The 23,362-nt window shown below is 61.7% G+C and carries 21 protein-coding genes and 2 pseudogenes; 16 read left to right on the forward strand and 7 right to left on the reverse strand.

The annotated features are described in order from the left end of the window. Positions 1–10 precede the first annotated feature (10 nt). Together AC1RBA_RS03835 and AC1RBA_RS03840 are read left to right on the forward strand one after the other, a co-directional pair. Positions 11–283 carry a hypothetical protein gene (locus tag AC1RBA_RS03835; protein WP_492416691.1) on the forward strand — a complete coding sequence of 91 codons (273 nt, stop codon included), beginning with the start codon at positions 11–13 and terminating at the stop codon, positions 281–283. Between the two features lie 384 nt (positions 284–667). Next, a pseudogene (locus tag AC1RBA_RS03840) lies at positions 668–1,093 on the forward strand (IS66 family transposase). Between the two features lie 148 nt (positions 1,094–1,241). On the opposite strand, the gene AC1RBA_RS03845 reads toward AC1RBA_RS03840, so the two are convergent. Together AC1RBA_RS03845 and AC1RBA_RS03850 are read right to left on the reverse strand one after the other, a co-directional pair. Next, on the reverse strand, positions 1,242–2,726 hold the full coding sequence (locus AC1RBA_RS03845; protein WP_492416693.1) for a hypothetical protein: 1,485 nt from the start codon (positions 2,724–2,726) through the stop codon (positions 1,242–1,244). 422 nt (positions 2,727–3,148) lie between these two features. Next, a pseudogene (locus tag AC1RBA_RS03850) lies at positions 3,149–3,777 on the reverse strand (NAD(P)H-binding protein). 585 nt (positions 3,778–4,362) lie between these two features. Here AC1RBA_RS03850 and AC1RBA_RS03855 point away from each other — a divergent pair. Next, complete coding sequence (locus tag AC1RBA_RS03855; RefSeq protein ID WP_492416695.1) at positions 4,363–5,715, forward strand: chitinase; 1,353 nt, start codon at positions 4,363–4,365, stop codon at positions 5,713–5,715. A gap of 36 nt (positions 5,716–5,751) precedes the next feature. Here the strand turns inward: AC1RBA_RS03855 and AC1RBA_RS03860 are convergent, their stop codons facing one another. Further along, entirely contained in the window at positions 5,752–6,336 is a 585-nt protein-coding gene (locus AC1RBA_RS03860) for a TetR family transcriptional regulator (RefSeq protein ID WP_492416697.1), read from the reverse strand. Positions 6,337–6,428: 92 nt separating this feature from the next. Between AC1RBA_RS03860 and AC1RBA_RS03865 the strand changes: the two genes are divergently transcribed. Next, a complete protein-coding gene (locus tag AC1RBA_RS03865; RefSeq protein ID WP_492401384.1) occupies positions 6,429–6,830 on the forward strand; it encodes a nuclear transport factor 2 family protein in 402 nt (133 codons plus the stop codon). Between the two features lie 164 nt (positions 6,831–6,994). Continuing rightward, a complete protein-coding gene (locus AC1RBA_RS03870; RefSeq protein ID WP_492416699.1) occupies positions 6,995–7,423 on the forward strand; it encodes a DUF2061 domain-containing protein in 429 nt (142 codons plus the stop codon). Positions 7,424–7,515: 92 nt separating this feature from the next. Here the strand turns inward: AC1RBA_RS03870 and AC1RBA_RS03875 are convergent, their stop codons facing one another. Next, positions 7,516–8,976: an amidase gene (locus AC1RBA_RS03875; RefSeq protein ID WP_492416701.1), complete on the reverse strand. Its 1,461-nt coding sequence runs from the start codon at positions 8,974–8,976 to the stop codon at positions 7,516–7,518. A 101-nt stretch (positions 8,977–9,077) separates the two neighbouring features. Here AC1RBA_RS03875 and AC1RBA_RS03880 point away from each other — a divergent pair, with 101 nt between their 5' ends. From AC1RBA_RS03880 to AC1RBA_RS03890, 3 genes are all read left to right on the forward strand, one after another. Continuing rightward, positions 9,078–10,001 (forward strand): LysR family transcriptional regulator, encoded by a 924-nt coding sequence (locus tag AC1RBA_RS03880; RefSeq protein WP_492416703.1) that lies wholly within the window; start codon positions 9,078–9,080, stop codon positions 9,999–10,001. A gap of 177 nt (positions 10,002–10,178) precedes the next feature. Continuing rightward, positions 10,179–12,206, forward strand: a complete 2,028-nt coding sequence (locus AC1RBA_RS03885; RefSeq protein WP_492417169.1) for a c-type cytochrome — start codon at positions 10,179–10,181, stop codon at positions 12,204–12,206. 82 nt (positions 12,207–12,288) lie between these two features. Further along, entirely contained in the window at positions 12,289–13,569 is a 1,281-nt protein-coding gene (locus AC1RBA_RS03890; RefSeq protein WP_492416705.1) for an NRAMP family divalent metal transporter, read from the forward strand. 3 nt (positions 13,570–13,572) lie between these two features. Here the strand turns inward: AC1RBA_RS03890 and AC1RBA_RS03895 are convergent, their stop codons facing one another. After that, entirely contained in the window at positions 13,573–14,367 is a 795-nt protein-coding gene (locus AC1RBA_RS03895) for an SDR family NAD(P)-dependent oxidoreductase (protein ID WP_230503121.1), read from the reverse strand. Positions 14,368–14,437: 70 nt separating this feature from the next. On the opposite strand from AC1RBA_RS03895, the gene AC1RBA_RS03900 reads away from it, so the two are divergent. The 7 genes from AC1RBA_RS03900 (at position 14,438) to AC1RBA_RS03930 (ending at position 19,421) form a co-directional block, all read left to right on the forward strand. Further along, the gene (locus AC1RBA_RS03900) at positions 14,438–14,836 is read left to right on the forward strand and encodes a MerR family transcriptional regulator (protein ID WP_230503122.1); all 399 of its coding nucleotides are present in this window, start codon (positions 14,438–14,440) and stop codon (positions 14,834–14,836) included. Continuing rightward, positions 14,833–15,483 (forward strand): SMI1/KNR4 family protein, encoded by a 651-nt coding sequence (locus AC1RBA_RS03905; RefSeq protein WP_492416707.1) that lies wholly within the window; start codon positions 14,833–14,835, stop codon positions 15,481–15,483. The genes AC1RBA_RS03900 and AC1RBA_RS03905 overlap by 4 nt, the downstream gene beginning before the upstream one ends. 100 nt (positions 15,484–15,583) lie before the next feature. Continuing rightward, on the forward strand, positions 15,584–16,135 hold the full coding sequence (locus AC1RBA_RS03910; RefSeq protein WP_070218785.1) for a DUF4142 domain-containing protein: 552 nt from the start codon (positions 15,584–15,586) through the stop codon (positions 16,133–16,135). Positions 16,136–16,258: 123 nt separating this feature from the next. Then, positions 16,259–16,645: a hypothetical protein gene (locus AC1RBA_RS03915; RefSeq protein WP_070310750.1), complete on the forward strand. Its 387-nt coding sequence runs from the start codon at positions 16,259–16,261 to the stop codon at positions 16,643–16,645. Between the two features lie 28 nt (positions 16,646–16,673). Next, the gene (locus tag AC1RBA_RS03920) at positions 16,674–17,090 is read left to right on the forward strand and encodes a hypothetical protein (RefSeq protein ID WP_070218783.1); all 417 of its coding nucleotides are present in this window, start codon (positions 16,674–16,676) and stop codon (positions 17,088–17,090) included. 239 nt (positions 17,091–17,329) lie between these two features. Continuing rightward, complete coding sequence (locus AC1RBA_RS03925) at positions 17,330–17,797, forward strand: cache domain-containing protein (RefSeq protein WP_492416708.1); 468 nt, start codon at positions 17,330–17,332, stop codon at positions 17,795–17,797. 91 nt (positions 17,798–17,888) lie between these two features. Further along, the gene (locus AC1RBA_RS03930) at positions 17,889–19,421 is read left to right on the forward strand and encodes a methyl-accepting chemotaxis protein (RefSeq protein WP_070288384.1); all 1,533 of its coding nucleotides are present in this window, start codon (positions 17,889–17,891) and stop codon (positions 19,419–19,421) included. Here the strand turns inward: AC1RBA_RS03930 and AC1RBA_RS03935 are convergent. Both AC1RBA_RS03935 and cadR read right to left on the reverse strand, forming a co-directional pair. Beyond that, entirely contained in the window at positions 19,418–20,461 is a 1,044-nt protein-coding gene (locus tag AC1RBA_RS03935) for a hypothetical protein (protein ID WP_492416709.1), read from the reverse strand. The genes AC1RBA_RS03930 and AC1RBA_RS03935 overlap by 4 nt on opposite strands. Before the next feature lie 3 nt (positions 20,462–20,464). Continuing rightward, entirely contained in the window at positions 20,465–20,905 is a 441-nt protein-coding gene (gene cadR / locus AC1RBA_RS03940) for a Cd(II)/Pb(II)-responsive transcriptional regulator (protein WP_070218780.1), read from the reverse strand. A 100-nt stretch (positions 20,906–21,005) separates the two neighbouring features. Between cadR and AC1RBA_RS03945 the strand changes: the two genes are divergently transcribed. Next, a complete protein-coding gene (locus AC1RBA_RS03945) occupies positions 21,006–23,285 on the forward strand; it encodes a heavy metal translocating P-type ATPase (protein WP_492416710.1) in 2,280 nt (759 codons plus the stop codon). The last annotated feature ends 77 nt before the right edge of the window (positions 23,286–23,362 follow it).

The raw sequence follows: 23,362 nt of genomic DNA on the forward strand, positions 1-23,362 counted from the left end.
CTGTTCTTCAATGAGCGCGACAAAGTATTGCGACAAGGAAACGCAGTGCAGGGCGCTCGACCAGAAACGCTACTTCCGCTCCAGGGGCATCGTGGTGCCTGAAGTGGATGTATGGCGGGTGCCGTCTTGTACAAACATGCTGCGCGCTGCGCAAGTCGCATTCCAGGCGCTATCAGGTCATTGCATGGATGGCTTGCTGACTTGGTGCAACAACAATGTCGGCGTCGTATGCCTGGCGACTGCGCCCGGATTGCGACAGGTGGTGGACGATTATCCGTTTTGACAGTTACTCCACTTTGATTGACGGGAGGAGGGACGTGATATGGTAAATATGGTAAATTTTGATGATAATTCCCTGCAGATACTGGAGCAAATCGAGGATGAATTCCGCAATCAGTACTGGATCGTTCGTAACTCTAGGCGGACAAACTGGCGGGCGGTTAATCGGACTAGAATGTTTGGCGATTTCATGTGCATGCTTGGAGTGCCGAAATGGGCTGTCCAGCAGGCTAGGTATTGTTTGCGTTTACGTGCTTATGAGCGGTGTTTTAAGGATGAATTCCGTTGTCATGGAATTTGTGAACGTGCCAAACGTGGTGATTTCGATACATAATAGTATCGTCAGAGAGCTCGCTCCTCGCCTAAGCAGTTGTTTCGACGCTATTGAGTGCAAAACCATTTCGTATTGACGGGAAATTTCTCTTATTTTTCCCATTCATATTTACATTTAATATATTTTTTAAGGTTTGAAGTCGGCGACGCCGCGCGCCTGCTGGCGCGGCAAACCCACAGCGTGCCGGCGCTGGCGGCGTTGCGGACCTGGCTCGACAAGGCGCTGCCAGGCGTGACGCCAAAAAGCGCGCTTGGCACGGCGCTGTCGTACCTGGACGATTACTAGCCGCGCCTGACGCGCTACACGGAGCGCGGCGACCTGCCAATCGACAACAACCGCGCCGAGAACGCGATCCGGCCGTTCGTGACCGCAAGAACTGGCTGTTCGTCGGTTCAGAGCGGGCGGGCCGCCGCGCCGCCGCCATCCAAAGCCCGATCGCCGCAGCAAAACTCAATGGACTTGATCCCGCACGCTGGTTGACCGAAACCCTCGAAAAACTCCGCACCGGCCCCCAATAGCAAGATCGATTTTCGCTAACTCTACACAGCCCTGAGCGGCGAAGGAAAGTGGATCGGTCGGGTGCTTACGCGGATTCGCGAGCCAGTGGCGCCACCAGCGCGCTTATGCCTCATTGTAAGTTTAATGACATAAGCATCGAACCTAAACCTATAAAGGTTGGCGGCAACTTTGATGAATCGAGATTCTTGGCAATGACCAATTCTGAGGTAGTGGAAAACCAGTCGGATAACCGAATATCCTCTTCATTTCCAGTCATTATATTAACCGTTCGATACGTGCGGAGGCTCCCAACATCAGGTATGACGTTGACAACGCATGGCGCTATAAATGTTTGAAAGTCTACTGGTCCATTTGTATAGGTACGAAAAGATATCCACCAAGTATTTATTGTAAAATTGCCAAGTATTTCTAAAGATTTTATTCTGTTTTTTAACTCTGGAGGTAATGTCCCGGAGAAAATCTCATGACGCTCGCCCGTTCTGGATGGCCCAGTGTATATGATTACCCTGGGCTGCAGTCCTATTGGTGGCTCGACTGGAGGCGCCGGCGTGACTTCCACCGGCCGGGAGTAGAGTGGAATTGACGGAGTTGATGGTTCATATCTCACATCATCTTCTACGGCTCCAACTTCTTTAAGAAGTAGACGATGGGACTCTTCGAACTGCGGAAGCAACTCCCGAGCTTCCTCTACTGCATTAGTGGTAAAACGTTCAGAGTTCTCTAATACATTTTTTATGTCGGCAATAACATCTAGAAATCGGGAGGAGGCTATCGCAAGTGTGTCTAACCTGAAAATTTGGTCGCGGACAAGCTTGCGCACTGAGAGACCAAGATCGCCCGATATTTCTTTGACATACTCATAGCCCTCTAGCCAAATTTCCCGAACATATGCATTTTCTGACGAAACCGTCGTGGGAAACGCGTCTGCCGCGCTAAAAAAATCCTTCCATACATCGGACGCTGGACTAAAGTTTCCGCCGGCGTGTTGGTAGTTGATCTTTACTGTTTTTCCACTGAGAATTTTCTCCAACGTTTCATTGTGCGATGCTGCGCCTCCACCTTGACCATAGCCCATGACCCCGCTTGCACTTAACTCCGCCATCAATTGTAAGCGCTCATGGTACGACGTTGTCTCAATTTCAAGTAGGCCAACTAAAGTTGCGCCTAACTGGCGACCTTGTACGAAATGCGTCCCATATTTCAATACAAATTCTTGCGGTGTAACTTCGTCGACTTCCGGATCCTCTGCAATCGCCTTTCCAACCACTTCCGTTGCTAACTGTACGTCTACTGCCACAAAAATACGAACAGAGTATGCTGAGCTATTTCTCATTAACGATTGTGTGACATTGCCTGACGCAGAAAATATCCCATTGCCAAATGATGCTCTCGCGGCACTCGTTTTGGTTTCAAGTAACTTAGCTGAACTTTCGGCGAAAACCAGATCAAATGTCGTTTTTTTTGCTTGGGCTCCATCTATATATCTCACTTCGACAACCTCCGTGAGAACGGTACCTTTCAAATTACCCGTAGCCCAGTCTACTCCGCGTCCTAGTTCGATTGGAATTTCCTCCAACAAAATGAGCTTTGGCATTGCGTCTCCTTTGGTATTTTTTTGTAGTAGAAATCGTCGGATAGATTTTTAAATATGACTACGATAAATCTAGTCCGTTACAAACTGAGCTGCAATTGGCGTGATTCGGCAGGGGAAGTACATGGTGCATCCAGTGAGCGACGAAAATTTCAAGTGCCCGGTCAAGCAAGTATCCTCCGCGAGTGCGAAACATCAACCATCTTAGTATACTTCGATGCCGTCGAGATGCCGAAGCACGACTTTGCGTTCGATCAATGAACGCGCTCATGTAACGCTTTTATTCTGCACTGCTTTAGTGATTTGACATAATATAAATTATGCGAAGTTATGGATGAATTTGTCAAATCCCACATTTTGCAACTTATACAATCGCAAATGCGATTTTGGCCCTTTGCGCGCCGCTGTCGCTGGTGGCTCACAAGCTACATGAAATACGGCTTGTCCCCGTCCGTGTTCGGTTTGTTCACGCCCAGGTTGGCGTGCCGGTGCAGGTCTGGCGTTTCGATGATGCTGGCGATCAGGTCTGCCGCGCTCCGGCGCGAGACCACGGTGCCTTTGAATGGCGCGTGGCGTGTCGTCAGTTCGTAGTCGACTTCGTCTTCGTTCGTCATCCAGGCTGGACGCACGATGGTGTATGCCAGGCCCGACGCTTCGATGGCGTCGGCGGCGCGGCGGAATGGTTCCACTCGCCGAATTTGCCGGGAACTTCATCGTAGATGCCCATCGACAGGACGAAAATCAGGCGTTCGACGCCCGAGGCCCGCATGGCGGCAATGATACTGTTGGCCTGGTGTTCCATGTCGTCGCCCACCAGATTGGCGTAGACCACGTCGTGACCAGGCATCGTTTGCCGCAGCAAAGCCTGGTCCAGCACGTCACCGGCCAGCACGCTGCCGTTGGCCGGGACTGGCGTTGGCAGCTTGCCGGGATTGCGCAGCAACAGCGTCAAGGCGAAGTCTTTACGGCTCGCAAAGGCGCGGATGACCCACTGCGCCACCTGTCCGCCTGCACCCAGTATCAATATCTTTTTCATCGTTATCGCTTTCGTCATGGCACGCTGCCATGCAGGAAGTTATAGGCTTTCTTTAACGAAAGGAACACGGCGCGCTTGAAAAAAAAGACAAAACCGCGCCATGAGTGCCAGCCCATCGCCTTGTCCAGCGGTAGATTTCTGGCCTTGTAATTTCAATGAAATCAGGTGCTTGCCGACTATGTTGAATGAGAAGTCTCAACATTGGATAAGCAATCAGGAGACCCGCATGGGCCGCTCGCATCTACGCCCGGCGCTTCTTTTAGCGCATTGCCGCCGCTTTCTGTCGCTGCTGGACGTGTCGCGTGCCGCATGCCGATTTGCGCCAGGAAACAATACCGCAGCCGGTGAGAGAGTCATCCTCCCTTCCCCGCCCTGCTCCCGGCACCATTCCTGGCACCATACCAGCGCACTGGAAAACAGGCACTGGTATGGCCCGCATCGCCCATCCGACGGGGAAAGTCCGCAACTGGTATTGTGATCTTGCACAAACAATAAAACCAGTTGACTACCACCTGCAATGCTTGCACTCTGAAAAATCGGACGGTGATAAACCGGCTCGGCCATGAAAAAAATACACAAGGAGACGCAATGAACCGGACAGTCATGAATACCCTCATCCTTACCCTCTTCGGCGGGACGTTGGCCGCTTGCGGCGGCGGCGACGGCTCCAGCGCAGGCGCAAGCCAGCTGCTGGCCGGCGCCACCGAAGCGGTCGCCTGCTACACGCCATGGAACAGCGGCACCGCCTACAACGGCGGCGGCAAGGCCAGCTACAACAACGTCAATTACACGGCCAACTGGTGGACGCAAGGCAATAACCCGTCGACCAGCAGCGGCGGCGCCGGCAGCGGCCAGCCCTGGACGGTGGTGGGAGACTGCGGTACGCCGACACCGACTCCTACCCCAACGCCTACGCCCACCCCGACACCGACACCGACGCCTACCCCAACACCAACGCCAACGCCAACTCCTACCCCAACCCCAACGCCGACACCAACTCCGACGCCGACCGGCCTGGCGAAGCACGCGCTGATCGGCTACTGGCACAACTTCACCAACCCCAGCGGCGCCACCTATCCGATCAGCCAGGTCAGCGATGACTGGGACGTGATCGTCGTCTCGTTCGGCGACAACGCGGGCGGCGGCAATGTCAGCCTGACCATCGATCCGGGTGCGGGCACAGAAGCGCAATTCATCGCCGACGTGGCGGCCAAGCGGGCGAAGGGCAAGAAAGTCATCCTGTCGCTGGGCGGGCAAAACGGTTCCGTTTCCGTCGGCAACACGGCCGAAGCGACGAATTTCACCAACAGCCTGTACGCCATCATCACCAAGTACGGTTTCGACGGCATCGACCTGGACCTGGAAAACGGCGTGGCGCAAGGCGCGGCCATCCAGACCTACCTGCCGATCGCCGTGAAAAACCTGAAAGCCAAGGTCGGCAGCAGCTTTTATTTGTCGATGGCGCCGGAATGGGTGTACGTGGAAGGGGGCTACACGAGCTACGGCAGCATCTGGGGCGCCTACATTCCCATCATCAATGCCTTGCGCAGCGAGCTGACGGTGCTGCACCCGCAGTACTACAACAACGGCGACATCTACACGCCGTACGCCACGGGTGCCATCAAGGCGGGCTCGGCCGACCAGCTGGTGGCCACGGCGCGCATGCTGATCGAGGGTTTTAACTATGGCGGCAACACCTTCGCCGGCTTGCGTCCGGACCAGGTGGGCTTCGGCGTGCCATCGGGCCGCAGCTCGGCCGGTTCCGGTTTCACGACGAATGCCGACGTCAGCAACGCCCTGAATTGCCTGACGCGCCTGCTCAACTGCGGCACCATCAAGCCTCTGCAGGCGTATCCGGACTTCCGCGGCGTGATGACGTGGTCAATCAACTGGGACCGCCACGACGGCTATAACTTCTCCGTGCCGACGAAGAATGTCCTGAAAACCTTGCCCTAAGCGGCATTGCCCGACTGCGCATGCGGGCTTTGCCGCTCACATGCGCAGCAGCGCCGCGCCCAGCACGCGCATCTGCAGCGCAATGCCCTGGCGCAACGCCTCCCCTCCCCCTTGCGTGTGCTTGATGCCATCCATGACGGCCACCAGCAAGGCGGCCACTTGCGCGGCAGTGGCGTCCACCCGGTGCAGCGCGATGTCACCCGCCGCTTCGGCCTGTTCCAGCGCGCCGGCCAGCGACGCCACCAAGGTTGCCCGCGCCGTCAAGGTGATGTCGGCGGCCAGGGTCATGTTGGCGTCGAACAATTCCTGTCCGTGGGCGCTGGCGGAAATTTCCGCCATCAAGCCTTGCTGGAATGCCAGCAAGGCCGTTTCGATGCGCACAAAGACGGGGCCGGCTATGGCCAGTGCCGCTGTTACCTGCGCCATGACGGTGGCATGGGCCCGTTCGGAGCCGGCGCGGAACACGTCTTCCTTGTTCTTGAAGTGCAAATACAGCGCCGCGCGCGACATGCCGGCCGCCTGCGCGATGTCGAGCATGGACGTCTTGCGGTAGCCGTAGCGGCAAAACACGGCCAGGGCCGCATCGAGGATGAGCTGGCTTTTCAGGGTATCGGTCGTCATCCAGTCATGTTGACACTTTGAGCATATAGTGTCAACATGACTTTTGGACAAAAACCGTCAAAATGTCAATTACCTACCCGAACAGGACTGCCATGCACGATTTCAATGCCGCACCGACTGAAGAACAGCAGATGGACCTGCTGCGCCATACAGAACGCAGCCGTTTGCGCGCCCTCGTGGCCGCCGATACGCAGGCGGCGCGCGCCCTGCATGCCGACGACTTCCAGCTGATCACGCCCATCGGCAGCATGCTGTCACGGGAACACTACCTGGGCGCCATCGCCTCCGGCCACATGCGCTATCTGAGCTGGGAACCGGAAGCGATCAGCGTGCGCCTGTACGGCACGGCCGCCATCCTGCGTTACTCGGCGCAACTGGAAATCGTCTTTGGCGGCCACGCCGTACCGCGCGCCCGCTACTGGCATATGGATAGCTACGAATGGCGCGATGGGCGCTGGCAAGCCGTCTGGTCGCAGGCGACGGCTATACGCTGACGGCGATGCCTGCAGCGGGATGCGCCCGCAGCATGGGTAATTGATATTTCCAAATCAATAGATGAAATCTATCGATCCGGTTGAAATATTTCACTTCCTTTTGTAAATGAGAATCGTTACTATCTAAATCAAGGATAAGCGAATTCAACAGAAAGGAGCGTCCCTTGTTCACAGCCATCAAAACATTCAGCCAGGTGTGCACGCACATGTCGATCGCCTTCGGCCTTGCCTATTTGCTGACGGGCTCGCTGGCACTCGGTGGCCTGGCCGCAATCATCGAACCGATCATCAATGTGGGCCTGCTGCCGTGGCATGAAAAAGCCTGGCACGCGATCCGCCGCCGCTACGCGGCCAGCCGCCTGGGCTTTGCCGCCCTGGCCGGTGAAAAGCTGAGCCAGACGGCCATGCACATGGGCGTCGCTTTCAGCGTCATGTACTGGGCCACGGGTTCCATGGCCTTCGGCGGCTTGCTGGCCGTGGTCGAGCCCATCTGCAACGTGATCGTGCTGCCCTTCCACGACCGGCTGTGGGAACGATTTCGTTTCCGCATGGAAAACCGGGGCGCGGCGCAGCTGACTACGATGCCCACCTGATACTTTTCACCCAAGAACAAGGACTGGGGTCGGACCCGGCGGGTCCGACCCCGGCTTCTTGTCGCTGGCCAAAGCCGCTATGGTGGCCGGTTTCAGCCGTCCGCAAGGCGTGCTTGCACCTTGCCCGCCCACACAGGCGGCCGCCTTGGAAGCCATGGCGCCGCCCGCTCCAGCTGGCCCGCCAGGCGCAGCAAGGTTCCATCCTGACCATACCCGGCCATGAACTGCATGCCGATCGGCAAGCCATCATTGGACATGCCCAGCGGCACGGACATGGCCGGCAAGCCCACCACGTTGGCCAGCGGCGTGTACGGCGAATGCTCGAACAGACGCGCCGTCCAGCCCAGCCCATCGAGCTGTTCCTCCTTTTCCCCGTAGCGCCCCAGCGGCCACGGCATATCCGGCATGGTGGGTGTGAGCAGCACGTCGTACTGGCCGAACAGGGTGCCGGCCTGACGCGTAACGGTGTTGCGCACGTCCAGCGCGGCGACGAAATCGACGGCCGACACCGTCTGCCCGTACCGGTAGCAGGCCAACGTGGCCGGTTCCAGCGTATCGAGCGACACCGTCCGCCCGCTCTCGTGCGCCAGGCCGGCTATCCACGGCACCAGGTTGGCGCACCAGATGCCGGCATTGGCTTGCACGAAGGCTTGCCACGACACGCCCAGCGCTGGTTGCACTTCTTCCACGTGGTGGCCCAGGTTTTCCAGCAGGCGCACGGTGTCTTGCAGCGCGGCATCGACGGCAGGCACGGGCCGGGCGCCATTGCTGGCGGTCCGCTGCACGGCGATGCGCAGCTTGCCCGGCGCCACGCTTACCTGCGACAGCCAGGTGAAATTGGGCGCGCTCGTCACATACGGCTCGCCAGGCATGATTGCCTGCACGCAGTCGAGCAAGGCGGCGCTGTCGCGCACGCTGCGGCTCACGCCCAGCTGCACGCCCAGGCCGCAGAAGATTTCGTCCATGGCGGGGCCATTCGACACCCGTCCCCGGCTGGGCTTGAAGCCGAACAGGCCCGTCGAGGCGGCCGGCACGCGGATGGACCCGGCCGCGTCCGTCGCATGCGCCAGCGGCACGATGCCTGCCGCCACGGCCGCCGCCGCGCCGCCGCTGGAGCCGCCCGCGCTCAGGTGGACGTTCCACGGGTTGCGCGTGGCGCCATATAGAACGGGTTCCGTGGTGGTGGCAAACGCCATTTCCGGCGTGCTGGTGCGGCCGAACGTCGCCAGGCCCACGGCGCGGAACTGCGTCATCAGATGGGAATCGGCGGACGCGACATGGCCGGCGCCCAGGCGGCTGCCCGCTTCGCTGCGCTGGCCCGCCATGGTGACGGCCACATCCTTGATCAGGAATGGCACGCCGGCGAACGGCGCCGTGTGGTCGATTTGCGTGAAATCGGCCGGCCACAGCTCGACCACGGCATTGATCTGCGGATTGACGGCGGCGCAGGCGCGCTGGGCTGCGTCGTGCAATTCGGCGGCGGAAACGGCGCCCTCGCGCAGCAGCTGGGCCAGTCCTAATCCATCAAAGCTTGTATATTCATGCAGTTGCATCAGTTAGTTCCTGTAAAAGGTGAAGAGTAAAAGTCACAGGAACCACTGTAGGGCTTGCGCTATCATAGCGGAAATGAATAGTTGATATACAAGGTATAGTCATGGACAATTTGCGCAAGCTGGACCTGAACCTGCTGCTGACCCTGAACGCCCTGCTGATCGAGCGCAACGTCACGCGGGCGGCCGCGCGACTGCACCTGAGCCAGCCCTCCGTCAGCGTGCAACTGGGCAAGCTGCGCGCGGCCTTTGACGATCCGCTGCTGTTGCCCGGTCCGCGCGGCATGCTGCCCACGGCGCGGGCGCTGGCCCTGCTGGCGCCCTTGCAAGCCGTGCTGGCCCAGCTGGAACAAGTCTTGCAGCCCGAAGCGGCCTTCGATCCGGCCACGGCCCAGGTGCGCTGGAACCTGGCGGCGGCCGACGCCGCCGAATATGCGATCCTGCTGCCCATGCTGCCCGCGCTGCGCGCGCAGGCGCCGTTGTCGCGCATGGCCGTGTTCGAAGCCGTGCCGGCGCGCATGGCGCACGACCTGGAGACGGGCCAGGTCGACCTGGGTTTCCTGGCGCAGGAAGAAGCGCCGCCCGGCTTGCGCCACCGCACCTTGTTTACCGAGCACTATGTGCTGGCGGGCCGCCACGGCCACCCGCTGCTGCAATCGCCGCCCAAGCTCGACCAGTTTTGCGCGCTGGAATTCATCGTCGTCTCGCCCAACGGCGGCGGTTTCCGCAGCAACGTCGATACGGCACTGGAAAAGCTGGGGCGCACGCGCAAGGTGGTGCTGTCCGTGCCGCATTTCCTAATCGTGCCGCCCTTGCTGGCAGCGTCCGACATGGTGGCCCTGCTGCCGTCGCGCCTGCTGAAGAATGCGCTGGGCGCGCTGCGCACATGGGAACCGCCCGTGACCCTGCCCGACTACGAAATGGCCATGGTCTGGCACGAACGCATGCACCTGGACCCGGCGCACCGCTGGCTGCGCGAACGCATCCTGGCCAGCTTGCAGACGCCGCTACACGATTTTCCAGCGTAAAACACTAGGGAAGATTACCTAGTTGTTCGAAAGAAATTCCCAATATTCGCCGTGGTGACGAATGCGTAAGCTGGCGCGTAATAATAAAGGGTCACCATGAACGCCATTTCCATCCTGCACCGCGGTTCGCGCCGCCCTCCCGCTTTTTCCTTTTCGATCACTGCCTGGCTGGCGGCAATGCTTCTGGGCATGCTGGGCTTCTGCGCCAACGCCCGGGCGGCACCCGCCGCCGCGCCCGCCCGGATGCCCGCGGCCTCGGCCGAGCTGATCAAGCGCGGCGAATATGTCGCCCGCCTTGGCGACTGCGTGGCCTGCCACACGAGCCCGAACGGCGCCGCCATGGCCGGCGGCCTGGAACTGAAAACGCCGTTCGGCACCATCTACAGCACGAATATCACGCCGGACGCGAAGACGGGCCTGGGCACCTACACGTTTGCCCAGTTCGACCGCGCCATGCGCAAGGGCGTGGCGGCGGACGGCCACAATCTGTACCCGGCCATGCCCTACCCTTCCTACGCGAAGATCACGCCCGACGACATGCAGGCGCTGTACGCCTACCTGCAGCGGGGCGTGGCGCCCGTGGCGCAGCAAAACCGCGAAACGGACATGAAATGGCCGTTCAGCATGCGCTGGGGCTTGTCGCTGTGGAACGCCGTCTTCCTCGACGACGCGCCATTCAAGCCCGACAGCGCCAAGTCGGCCCAGTGGAACCGGGGCAGCTACCTGGCCCAAGGGTTGGGCCATTGCGGCTCCTGCCACACGCCGCGCGGCGTGGCTTTCCAGGAAAAAACCATGGGCCAGGATGGCGGCAGCGGCAAGCATTACCTGTCCGGTTTTACCTTCGACGGCTGGCATGCGGTGAACCTGCGCAATCTGTGGACGCCGGGCGACATCGTGCAATTGCTGAAAACGGGCCGCAACAGTTTCGGCACGGCGGCCGGCAGCATGACGGAAGTCATCACGCACAGCACGCAATACTTCACGGATGCCGACCTCGACGCGCTGGCGCACTACCTGCACGGCTTGCCAGCCAAGGACGGGGCGGCCGCGCCGCCGAAGAAAACGGCGCCCGTCGTGGCGGCCAGCAACGATGCGCTGTACAACACGCGGGGCGGCTTGGGCTACCTGCAGTTTTGCGCCACCTGCCACCGCCGCGACGGCCGTGGCGTGGACAACATCTTCCCGCCGCTGGCGCAGAACGACTCGGTGCAGTCGAAGGACGCCACCACCGTCATCCATATCGCGCTGACGGGCTGGCAGTCGGCCGTCACGCAGCACTCGCCCCGCTCCTTCGGCATGCCCGCGTATGACCGCCTGTCGGACACGGAACTGGCGGAAATCCTCACCTTTGTGCGCGGCAAGTGGGGCAATCAGGGCGCACCGGTGACGCCCGCACAGATCGCCACAGTGCGCAAGGAGCTCAAGCTCAAGGCGCCGGACGCGGGCGGCTTCGTCACGCCCCGCTTCGCCGCCCTGACGGCCGACCCGAACGCCAGTCAATTGATCCACGGCATGCAGCTGATGACGGAAACACGGGCCCGGCTGCCGCAAAACGTGGGCAACGACCTCAATTGCAGCAGCTGCCACCTGAATGGCGGCACGGTGGCCGGCGGTTCGCCCTTCCTCGGCATTTCCGCCTTCTTCCCGTCGGAAGCGCCGCGCGCCGGCAAGGTCATCAGCCTGGGAGAGCGCATCAATGGCTGCTTCCGCCGCTCCATGCACGGCAAGCCGCTGCCCGTGGACGGCCCCGACCTGCAGGCGATGGTCGCCTACATCGACTGGATGAAGGGCGCCACGCAGGCGGGCGACAAGGTGGCGGGACGCGGCGTGGCGAAGATCGACCGGGCTCTGCTGCCCGATCCCGTGCATGGCAAAAAAGTGTATGCCGAGCAATGCGCCGTTTGCCATGGCGCGAATGGCGAAGGCATCAAGGGCGCCAACGGCGTCGTCGCCTTCCCGCCGCTGTGGGGCGAGCGTTCCTTCAACATTGGCGCCGGCATGGCCCGCACCTACACGGCGGCCGGCTTCGTCAAGGCCAATATGGTGATGGGCCATGGCCAGAAATTCCCGCTGGGACAAGGCAACCTGTCCGACCAGGACGCCGTCGACGTGGCCGAATATTTTACGCACATGCCCCGTCCGGACTTCCCCGACAAGGTCAAGGATTGGCCCAAGGGCGGCAAGCCCAAGGATGCGCGCTACTGAGGCGCGAGTTTCCCGGGCGGCGCCCCTTCTGCACGCCGCCCGCCTGTGATACGCTGCTCGCTCCATCACGCAGGAGCGACGCATGCAGACCGACAGCGGCCAGGCCGACCCATCCGACACCTGGCTGGGCAAGCTGGGCCCCGGCCTGATCACAGGCGCGGCCGATGACGACCCCAGCGGCATCGCCACGTATTCGCAGGCGGGCGCCCAGTTCGGTTTCGGCATGCTGTGGACCGTCTGCCTGACGTTCCCCCTGATGCTGGGCATCCAGGTCATCAGCGCCAAGATCGGCCGGGTCAGCGGCCACGGGCTGGCAACGAATATCCGCCGCCACTATCCGAAATCCTTGCTGTACGCCATCGTCGGCTTGCTGCTGCTGGCCAATGTCATCAATATCGCCGCCGACGTGGCCGCCATGGGCGATGCCCTGACCCTGATCATCGGCGGCCCCACGCATCTGTACGCCGCCGGCTTCGGTTTGCTGTCGCTGCTGCTGCAAGTCTTCATTCCCTATCAACAGTACGTGCGCATCCTGAAATGGCTGACCCTGGGCTTACTGGCCTATGTGGCCACCGTGCTGACCGTGCACATTCCCTGGGGCGAAGTGGCGCTGCGCACGGTCTGGCCACAGTTCGCCTGGTCGGCCGCCTCGGTGACCATGATCGTGGCCGTGTTCGGCACCACGATCAGCCCTTACCTGTTTTTCTGGCAAGCCTCGCAGGAAGTGGAAGACTTGCAGGCCGATGCCAGCGCGCAAGCCTTGCGCCGCGCGCCGGAACAGGCGCCACGGCAATTCCAGCGCATCAAGATGGACACGGCCATCGGCATGGGCTTTTCCAACCTGGTGGCCTTCTTCATCATGCTGACGACGGCCGTGACCCTGGGCGCGCAAGGCATCACGCACATCGATACGTCCGCCCAGGCCGCTTCTGCCCTGCGCCCCATCGCGGGCGACTTCGCCTTCGCCCTGTTCAGCCTGGGCATCATCGGCACGGGCTTGCTGGCCATTCCCGTGCTGGCCGGCTCGGCCGCCTACGCCATGGCCGGCGCCTTTCACTGGAAAAACAGCCTGGAACTGGCGCCCCGGGCCGCCAAGAAGTTTTACGGCATCATCGTCACGGCCACCGTGATCGGCGCCGCCCTGTGCTTTTCGCCACTCGACCCCATCAAGGCCCTGTACTGGAGCGCCGTCATCAACGGTGTCATTTCCGTGCCGATCATGGCCCTGATGATGGTGATGGCCTCGCGCCCCGCCATCATGGGCACCTTGACCATTTCGCGCCGCCTGCGGGCGCTGGGCTGGCTGTCGACCATCGTCATGGCGACGGCCGTGCTGGCCATGTTCGCCACCATGGCGTTCTGATGCCTAGGCCGCCTTCGGCTTGAGCATGCCTTCCACGATGCCCAGCACGGTCTGGCGCGGCAGCAAGCGCGGCAGCCAGGCCAGCAGCCGGTTCGGGCGGCCCGCCACGTGGCTGCTGCGGCCCCGGTCCAGCGCGCGCAGCGCTTCGTCGACGACCGTTTGAGGATCCATGCGCTTGCCCACGGCCGCTTCGGGCGCGGCCACGACATCGAAGAAAGCCGTGTCCGTGGCGCCCGGGCACAAGCCCAGCACGCGCACGCCGCGGCTGCGGTTTTCCGCCCACAGCGCTTCCGAGAACGACAGCACGAAAGCCTTGCTGGCGCCGTAGACCGCCATGTAGGGATCGGGCTGCAGGGCCGCCGTGGACGCCACGTTGATGATGGCGCCCCGTCCTTGCGCCAGCATGTGCGGCAAGGCGCAGTGCGTCATTTCCATCAGGGACGTGCAATTGACGGTCACTTCGCCGACTTGCCGTGCAAGATCGATGCTTTCGAAGCGGCCATGCGTGGCGAAACCCGCGTTATTGATCAGCACGTCGGGCGGCATGCCCAGCGCGCAGACCTGCGCATGGGCTTGTGCGGCGGCGCCAGGCAGGCTCAGGTCCGCCACCAGCGCGTGCGCGCGGATGCCGTGGCGCTTGGCAAGGTCGGCGGCCAGCGTTTCGAGCACGGCGCCGGAGCGGGCCAGCAGCAGCAAATGCGCGCCGCGCGCGGCCAGGGTTTCCGCAAAGACGCGGCCGATGCCGGACGAGGCGCCCGTGATCAGCACGGTCTGGTTGGTGTAGTTGAAGGCGGTCATGGCAGCGGTGTGTAGTTGAAAGTGTTTCTACTGTAAACTGTAGACTTTAGTCCACGGTCAAGGGGAATCGATGCGTATCGGAGAAATCACCCGCCTGACGGGCGTCAGCAAGGATACGGTGCGCTTTTACGAGCGCCAGGGGCTGCTGGACGAAGCGCCGCAGCCGGGCCTGACGAATAACTACAAGGAATATTCGGCGCAAGCCTTGCGCCGCATCGAGCTGATCGGCCACGCCAAGGCGCTGGGCTTTACCTTGAAGGAAATCGCCGAGGTCATTGCCGTATGGCAGGAAAATGCGCTCGATGCGCAAACCAAGCGGGCCATGCTGGAAACGAAAATCGCGCAGATCGACGACAAGGCCCGCTCGATGGCCGTGCTGCGGGCCGGACTCGTCGATGCGCTGGCCAAGGTGGAGACGGGCTGCAAGGATGGCGTGGCGGCCGCAGGAAACTACAAGGATAATCAATGACTTATTACACGCAATACCGCCACCTGGCGCTCGAGGGCGCCAAGCCCGCCCCCACGGCACAGCAGATCGCCGCCATCGAAGCCCTGCTGGAAGCGCCGTTGCCGCCCGCCTTCCTGGCTTTCTTGCAAGTGGCCAACGGCGCCTGGTTCGACTACACCACTGATGTGCCGGACGGCAATGGCGGCGTGGAAAAGATGGGCTTTAATACCTTTTTCAGCGCCGACGAAGGCGATTTCTGCGACGAAACCTTGGTCGGCGAAATCCGCGCCGCGCGCAAGCATACGGACATGCCGGTGCGCATCCTGCCGTTCGCCCGCGATGGCGGCAATTCCATGGTTTATCTGGATCTGACGGAGGAAGGCGGCGGCCGCGTGCTGGCGTATGTGCAGGAGTTACCGGACTGGACGGGCAAGCGCGCCCATGGCCTGATGGAACTGGCGCCTTCATTCGACGCGTGGCTGGACAGCCTGTATATCGACCGCGACACGGTGCTTGACGAACTCGAACACAGCGTCTCGGAACCGTCGCACCTGGACGCGATGGCGGAATGGCTCGATATCGGCATGCCCGCGTGGCGCCGCGATGCCGGCATTGCCGCCTTATTTGCCCTGAAGCAAGTCGAACTGTGCGCTAACGAACAGGACTAATCCTACGGGCATGATCGCGACTGTCCTATGGGTGTGCGCAGGCTGCTGGCTTAACATTGTCATCAGCTTGTAGAAAAAACCACACTCGAAAGGATTTCCCATGCCTATCCCGACCACCAGCTCCCGTGCCCCGTCCTTCAAAAGCGTAGCCATCGGCGCCGCCGTTGCTTTATTGAGCGGCATCGCCATCAACAGCATCGCCGCCGCGGCGCCGGGCGCGTACGACAAGCAATTCCTCAGCAAGGCCGCCGACGCTGGCAGCACGGAAATTGCCGCCAGCAAAGTGGCGCAAAGCAAGAGCAGCAATGCGGAAGTGAAGAAATTCGCCGATGCCATGGTCACCGATCACACGAAAGTGGCGGATGAGCTGAAACAGTTGGCCAGCAGCAAGCAGATCGAGGTCAGCGACCAGCCCGGCAAGAAGCACCAGGCGCAGATCGACAAGCTGAGCCGCCTGGAAGGCGCGCAGTTTGACAAGGAATATGCGGCCACCATCGGCGTGGCGGCGCACAAGGAGGCCGTGAAACTGTTCACGGATGCCAGCCAGAAGGCGAGCGATCCCGACATCAAGGCCTTTGCCGCGAAGACCTTGCCAGCGTTGCAACATCATCTGGACATGGCCAATACCCTGCACACGGCGGTGGGGAAATAGCCAAGTCAATAGCCAAGTTACCGGCAATTAGCGGGGATATGCTTGCTGTACGTGCCGTACGGCAAGCATATCTGCTCTTGACATACAATGCGGCAACTTCGTTTTTGGCCATGCCATGACCTCATGCAGCTACTCAAGAAAACCGGCCTGATCGCCGCCGCCTTCCTGCTCATCCTCGTGCTGGCAGGCTGGCTCTTCATCAAAGTCAGCGCGGCGCGCAATGCCAGCGTATATGCCCAGGAATGGAACGATCAGCGCACGTGCGTGATCAATACCTACGTACCCCACTACGGCAACGGCGTGCCGCAGAACATCGTGCGCGCCCTCAGCACGTCCACCTTTTTCCGCGTCTACCACAAGGATGGCACCTTGCTGGAAAGCACGGAATGGGTGCTGGACATGCATGAAGACGGCATCCTCGACCATGCCCGCTGGGGCCAGAACCAGACCCGCGCCATCTACCCGACGGACATGGGCGACGAAAGCTGGACCTTGCCCGAATGCGCGTGATCATTTAGCAATCAAACGAAAGAGTCCCATGCTGCGCGGCCCCTGGAGCGATGCTCCCTACATTCCTACGCTCCACCATTTTCTCGGCCCCTTCGACGTGTATGATCGTGAAGAAACCTTGGGCGTGGAACTGGACCGCTGGGACATGAACGACCCGGCGCAGCGCGCTGCCCTGATACGGCGCGACATCACGTCGCAATACAAGGAACTCAGCTATCGCCACCGCCATGCGCTGGTGGCCGTGCTGGCGCAGGCGCTGCAAGACCCCGGCTATGATTTCCAGGCCATCCTCGAACATGACCCGGAAAGCACGAATGCCCTGCCTGCCTTGTGGGATGAAATGGCCGATCCGCGCGCCTTCTTTGCCGATATCTACCGCCTGGTGCAGCAAGATTGGCACGACGACCTGGCGCGCGCGGCGGCGGAAGACCCTGCCAGCTGGTAACGCGGCGCCCGCACCACACTATCGATACGCTAGTCTGCGCTCTCACTTTCCCTCTGTGGACGCGATTACGGCCGTCTGCACGCATCGTTGCAAAAACGCCCCATTCAAAAAAAATCTGTTGCACCAGCGCATGTCTGCTGGCATCGCGCTACTATGAAACGTCGGCACTTCGATAGGCGCCGCCTCACCGCACCGGTTCCCCGCCGGCTTTCCCCTGCCGCAATGTGAAGGAGATTCTCATGCCCAAGTTCGCCCCTGCCATTTGCCTGTCGGTCATGCTTGCCGCCGCCATGCTGCCCTGTCTCGCCAGCGCTGCCGAAGGCGGCGCCACGCGCGCCGACGCGGAAGCCATGGTCAAGAAAGGCGTGTCCTACATCAAGAGCGCCGGCGACGCCAAGGCGTATGGCGACATCACGGCCAAGTCGCCGCAATTCATCCTGCACGACCTGTACCTGGTCGTCTATAAACTCGACGGGACGGTGGTTGCGCATGGCGCCAATCCGAAAATGGTCGGCAAGAACTTGATCGAGCTGAAGGATATTGATGGCAAGGCTTTTGTGAAGGAACGAGTCGACCTGGCCAAGAGCAAGGGCACGTTCTGGCAGGAATACAAATTCACGAATCCGGAAACCAAGAAGATCGAGCCGAAGGTGATGTATTGCGAGAAACTCGCCGAGACCGTCGTCTGCGGCGGCATCTACCTGTAGCCTGCCGCCGCGCCGCCAGCGCCGGGATGGCACACCGATCTCTCGACGAATTTCTCAACGATATGGGCCTCATGTGAAAATCGCACAGAAGATGTTGATCGTCCCGGTGGTCGCGCTGGCTTGCCTGCTGGCCATGGGGGCCTTGTCCTATTTCGCCATGCAGCAAAACGAAAGCCGCATGCGCGACTTGAAAGACGTCACCTTGACGGCCGAGCGGCTTGCCAACCAGCAAGCCATTGCCCTGGGTCAGGTACATGCCGACGTGTATGCGAAGATCGCCATCGCCGCCAGCCTGTCTGACGAACAGTTCAAGCAGTTCGGCGCGCAAACGGATCGCCAGCTCAATGCCATCGCGCAAGGCTTGAAGGAACTCAAGCAATTCTCGGGCGCCGCCACGGAAGCGGGCCAGGCGCTGCCCGGTGTCGAGCGCTACCGTGCCAGCGTGGCGCAGGCGCTGGACCTGGCCTCGATGGACCCGAATACGGGCGTGGCGGCGATGCAAAATGCCGCCGGGCACTACCAGCAAGTGAGCGGGCAACTGCGCCAGGTGCTGCTCAACCTCGACCACCGCACGGTCGACGCGCTGCAAGAGACAAAAAATGCGGGCCAGCGCGCCGGCTGGCTGTCGCTGGGCACCATGGCTGTCGGCTTTGCCCTGCTGGCCCTGATTGCCACCTGGGTGGCGCGCTCCGTCGTGCGCCCCATCGACGAGGCGTGCCGCGCCGCTGAAAGCCTGGCGGCCGGCGACCTGACCACGCGCATCGACGCCCGGAGCGACGATGAGGTGGGCAAGCTGTCGCGGGCGCTGGCTACCGTCTTGAAAAACTGGAACACTTTATTGGGCGAGATACGCCAGGCGGGCTCCACCATCACGGTGGAAGCGAGCGAAATCGCCCTCGGCAATGCGGACCTGTCGGCCCGTACGGAGTCGCAAGCACATTCCTTGCAGGAAACAGCCTCGTCCATGCATGCGCTGACCGATACCGTGAAGGAAAACGCCAGCCATGCGCATCAGGCCAACCAGATGGTGCTGTCGACCTCGAACGTGGCGCTGGAAGGCGGCCGCGTCGTGGGCCAGGTGGTCGAGACGATGGGGTCGATCAAGGCCAGTTCCGGGCGCATTGTCGACATCATCGCCGTCATCGACGGCATTGCCTTCCAGACCAATATCCTCGCCTTGAACGCGGCCGTGGAAGCGGCACGCGCGGGCGAACAGGGGCGCGGCTTCGCCGTCGTCGCCACGGAAGTGCGGGGCCTGGCGCAGCGCTCGGCCACGGCGGCGCGCGAAATCAAGCAGCTGATCGAGGATTCCGTTGCCAGAATAGAAACGGGCAGCGAGCTGGCCGACAGCGCCGGGCGCACCATGGGCGATATCGTCGCCTCCGTTCAGCAGGTGACGGAGATCATGAACGACATCACGGCGGCTAGCCAGCGCCAGAGCAAGGGCATCGAGGAAGTCAACAATGCCATCACGGAAATGGACGAATTGACCCAGCGCAATGCAGCCCTGGTCGAGCAATCGGCCGCCGCCGCGCAAAGCATGCAGGATCAAGCGCATGATTTATTGCGCGTGGTCGACGCCTTCCGCCTGGGCGACGGCGGCCCGCCGCTGCTGCCGCGTTAGCGCGGCGACCGCATGGCCGCTGCCGCGCAGGCGAGCATGCGCTTGCCTGCCGCCGCCAGTGCCGGATCGTCCTCGTCCTGCAGCAGCGTCCCGACGACGCTCTGGTCGGCAACGCTGCCCTGCATGGCGGCCAGGCGTGCCACGCGGTCTTGCGTGGCACCATCGCCAAGGGTACGGGCGCTGAAAAAGCTGTACAGGCCGGCGATTTCGCGTTGCTGCAGCCATTCCATCAATTGCACCAGGCGCGCCTGCTCCACATAGCTCAGTTCGCTCACCTTGCGCTCCGCCAGCGCCTCATACACTTCCAGGCGCGCCATCCAGTTGCCCTGCGCGGCAGCCGCAAGCAGCTGGTCCCAGGCGGCACCGGCGTGCGGCACGGGCCGCGGCTGCAGCTGATAGGCCAGCACGGCTTGCTGCTGCGGCAACGCGCCGTAGGCCGTGGGCGCCTTGCAGACAAACTGGCGCGCATCGGGGCCGCCTTGCCGCAAGCCGCTGGCGATATGCCGCTCGATCTTGTCGCCGATGGCCAGCAGGCGCCTGGCGTGTTCCTGTACGGACCACTGCGGCGGCAATTTGCCCAGCCAGGCCAGCGCATCGTCGTTGGCCCGCATCGCCAGCTCGTAGGCTACCGCCTTGGCCTGTTGATCTTTCTCTCTGGCCAGTTTTTCCGCATCCTGTCTGATATCGTATTGGCTGGAGCTTTGCTTGAGTTTCAGGCATGACTGGAAGGCCGCAGGCGCTTCTTGCCAGCAGCGAGCCGGCACCGTGAACGTCCAGCGCATGCTGACCGTTTCCAGGACATACGTCTCTTCGCCCTCTTCTGCCTTGAGATAGGCTCGGCCGTCCGCCTTGGTCACGCCCTTTGTCAGTTGCTTGCTGCCCACCGTGCTCCAGGTGTACGGATCATCGTCTTGCGGCACGCCGGGGGCGGCGTACAGGGTCAGGTAGTGGCCGGCGGCGGCGGGAACATCTGCCGCATGGCTCAGCGGCGACAGCAGGGACAAGGTGAATAAAGTTCTTGCAGGTAACAGTTTCAACATGAATCAATGGGATTGTGGGAGTTCGGTATGGCAGGCGCAGTCGTGGCCGCTGGCGGCCTCGGACAGGTTTTGCAGAATCGCGCAGTCTTGCGACGGTTGCGGCTGGTCGCACTGGTGGCGCAAGGTCACCAGTTGCTGCTGCAGGGTTTGCAAATTTGCCATCTGCTCGGCGATGCGCAGGATATGGTGGTCGAGCAATTCGTTGACGCTCTGGCAGCCTTCGGCCGGATTGTTCTTAAATTCCAGCAAAGCGCGGATATCGGTCAGGCCGATCTGCAAGGAGCGGCAATGGCGGATGAATTGCAGCCGTTCCTGGTGTTCTTCGCGGTATTCGCGGTAGCCGGCGCTGTTGCGCCCCGGTTCCTGCAGCAAGCCCGCCTTTTCATAGTAACGCACGGTTTCCACGTCACAATCTGTCCGTTTGGCCAGTTCTCCGATACGCATGGCATCCCCTTTTTCATTCTTTCGTGCAAATTCCGCTTGACCCTGTAGCGGCTACAGGGTTTCTAATGGAAGCATACACGAAACCGGAAGGACGAATGCGATGCCGCACGATAGCCACGATCATACCCACGAGCACAAGCACGACCATGAGCATCAGCATGCACCCAAGGCGGCCAGCTGCTGTTCCAGCCAGCATGCGTGCTCGTCCACGCCTGCGGCTCCGTCTGGTCCAGCGCTGCCCAGCGCGGCCATCGCCGGCGCGAGCACGGCCAAATACCGCATCGCCAACATGGATTGCCCCACGGAAGAACGGCTGATCCGTAACAAGCTGGCCACCATGGCGGGTGTGGTGGGCCTCGATTTCAACCTGATGAACCGCGTGCTCGACGTGCACCACACCCTGCCCTCGCTGGCCACGGTGGAAGCGGCCCTGCACGGCATCGGCATGCAGGCGATTCCCATGGAAGCGGACGCGGCCGTCGCACGCGACCCGGACGAAGGCAGCCTGTCCGGCCTGCAAAAGGGTTTGCTGGTCGTTTCCGGCCTGGCCGCAGCGGGCGCCGAAGCGCTGGCGTGGACCACGCATGAAGACAGTTCGCCCCTCGTCATCGCCCTGGCCTTGCTGTCGATCGCCACGGGCGGCTGGCCGACCCTGAAAAAGGGCTGGATTGCCCTGAAGACGTTCACCCTGAACATCAATTTCCTGATGAGCCTGGCGGTTTTCGGCGCCATCGCCATCGGCCAGTGGCCGGAAGCGGCCATGGTCATCTTCTTGTTCGCCATCGCCGAGCTGATCGAGGGCTTGTCGCTGAACCGCGCGCGCAACGCCGTGCACAGCCTGATGCAGCTGGCGCCGGACACGGCGACCGTTGCCGGCGCCAGCGGCGCCTGGCAGCAAGTATCCGTCGCCACCGTGGCCATCGGTGCAACCATGCGCGTGAAACCGGGTGAGCGCATCGCCCTCGATGGCGTCGTGGCCAGCGGCGAATCGTCCGTCAACCAGGCGCCGATCACCGGTGAAAGCATGCCGGTGGACAAGGCCGTGGGCGACGTCGTGTATGCGGGCACCATCAATGAACGGGGTTTGCTCGACGTCACCGTGACGGCCAACAGCGGCAACAGCACTCTGGCCAAGATCGTCAAGGTGATCGAGGAAACCCAGGGCAAGCAGGCGCCCACGCAGCGCTTTGTCGACAATTTCGCCCGCTACTACACGCCTGCCGTGGTCGTCTTCGCCATCCTCGTGGCCGTGCTGCCGCCCTTGCTGCTGGGCCAGCCCTTCATGGCCTGGGTCTACAAGGCCTTGGTGATGCTGGTGATCGCCTGCCCTTGCGCGCTCGTCATTTCCACGCCGGTCACGGTGGTCAGCGGCCTGACGGCGGCCGCGCGGCGCGGCATTTTAGTGAAAGGCGGACAATTCCTGGAAACGGGTTATCGGATCAAGGCCATCGCCGTCGACAAGACGGGCACCTTGACCATGGGCAAACCGGCCGTCACGGATGTGGTGGCCCTGGAGGGCAGCGACCGCGACACCATCCTGCTGCTGGCCGCCAGCCTGGACGCCAACTCGGCCCACCCGCTGGCCGCCGCCATCGTCAAGGCGGGTCCGCCCGCCGGCAGCCACTTGCCCGTCACCCAGTTTGCCGCCCTGCATGGACGCGGCGTGCAAGGCAATATCGATGGCCAGACATATTACTTGGGCAATGCGCGCCTGATGACGGAGTTGAACGTGCTGACGCCGGCACTGCAAGCCATCCTGGCGCGGCTGGAACAGCAAGCCTACACGGCCATGGTGCTGGCCACCCCGGCCGGTGCGCTGGGCGTGATCGCCGTGGCCGACGTGCTGCGTCCGACGGCGGCGTCCGCCATTGCCCGCCTGAATGCGCTGGGCGTGACCACCGTCATGCTGACGGGAGACAATCTGCTGACGGCGCAGCGCATCGGCGATGAAGTCGGCGTGAGCCTGGTCAAGGCGGAATTGCTGCCAGAAAATAAACTCGATGAAATCAAGGCCTTGCAGCAAGAGTTCGGCGTGGTGGCCATGCTGGGCGACGGCGTCAACGACGCCCCGGCCCTGGCGCAGGCGGACATCGGCTTTGCCATGGGCGCGGCCGGCAGCGACACGGCCATCGAAACGGCGGACGTGGCCCTGATGGACGATGAACTGGGCAAGTTGCCTGAATTCATCAGCCTGAGCCAGCGCACGCGCAGCATCCTCGTGCAAAACATCAGCTTCGCCATCGGCATCAAGGCCGTGTTCTTCGGCCTGGCCCTGGTCGGCATGGCGACCCTGTGGATGGCCGTGTTTGCCGACGTGGGCGCCAGCCTGCTGGTGGTGGCGAACGGCTTGCGCCTGTTGCGCAATAACAAGCAAACATAGTCCCGTGTAGAAATATTTCCATCTGGACAATTGCTGTAAAAAACGCTACTTTGGCGGCTGTTCCCACCGCCGCCAAA

The organism is Janthinobacterium sp. GW823-FHT03B06, assembly GCF_058796955.1.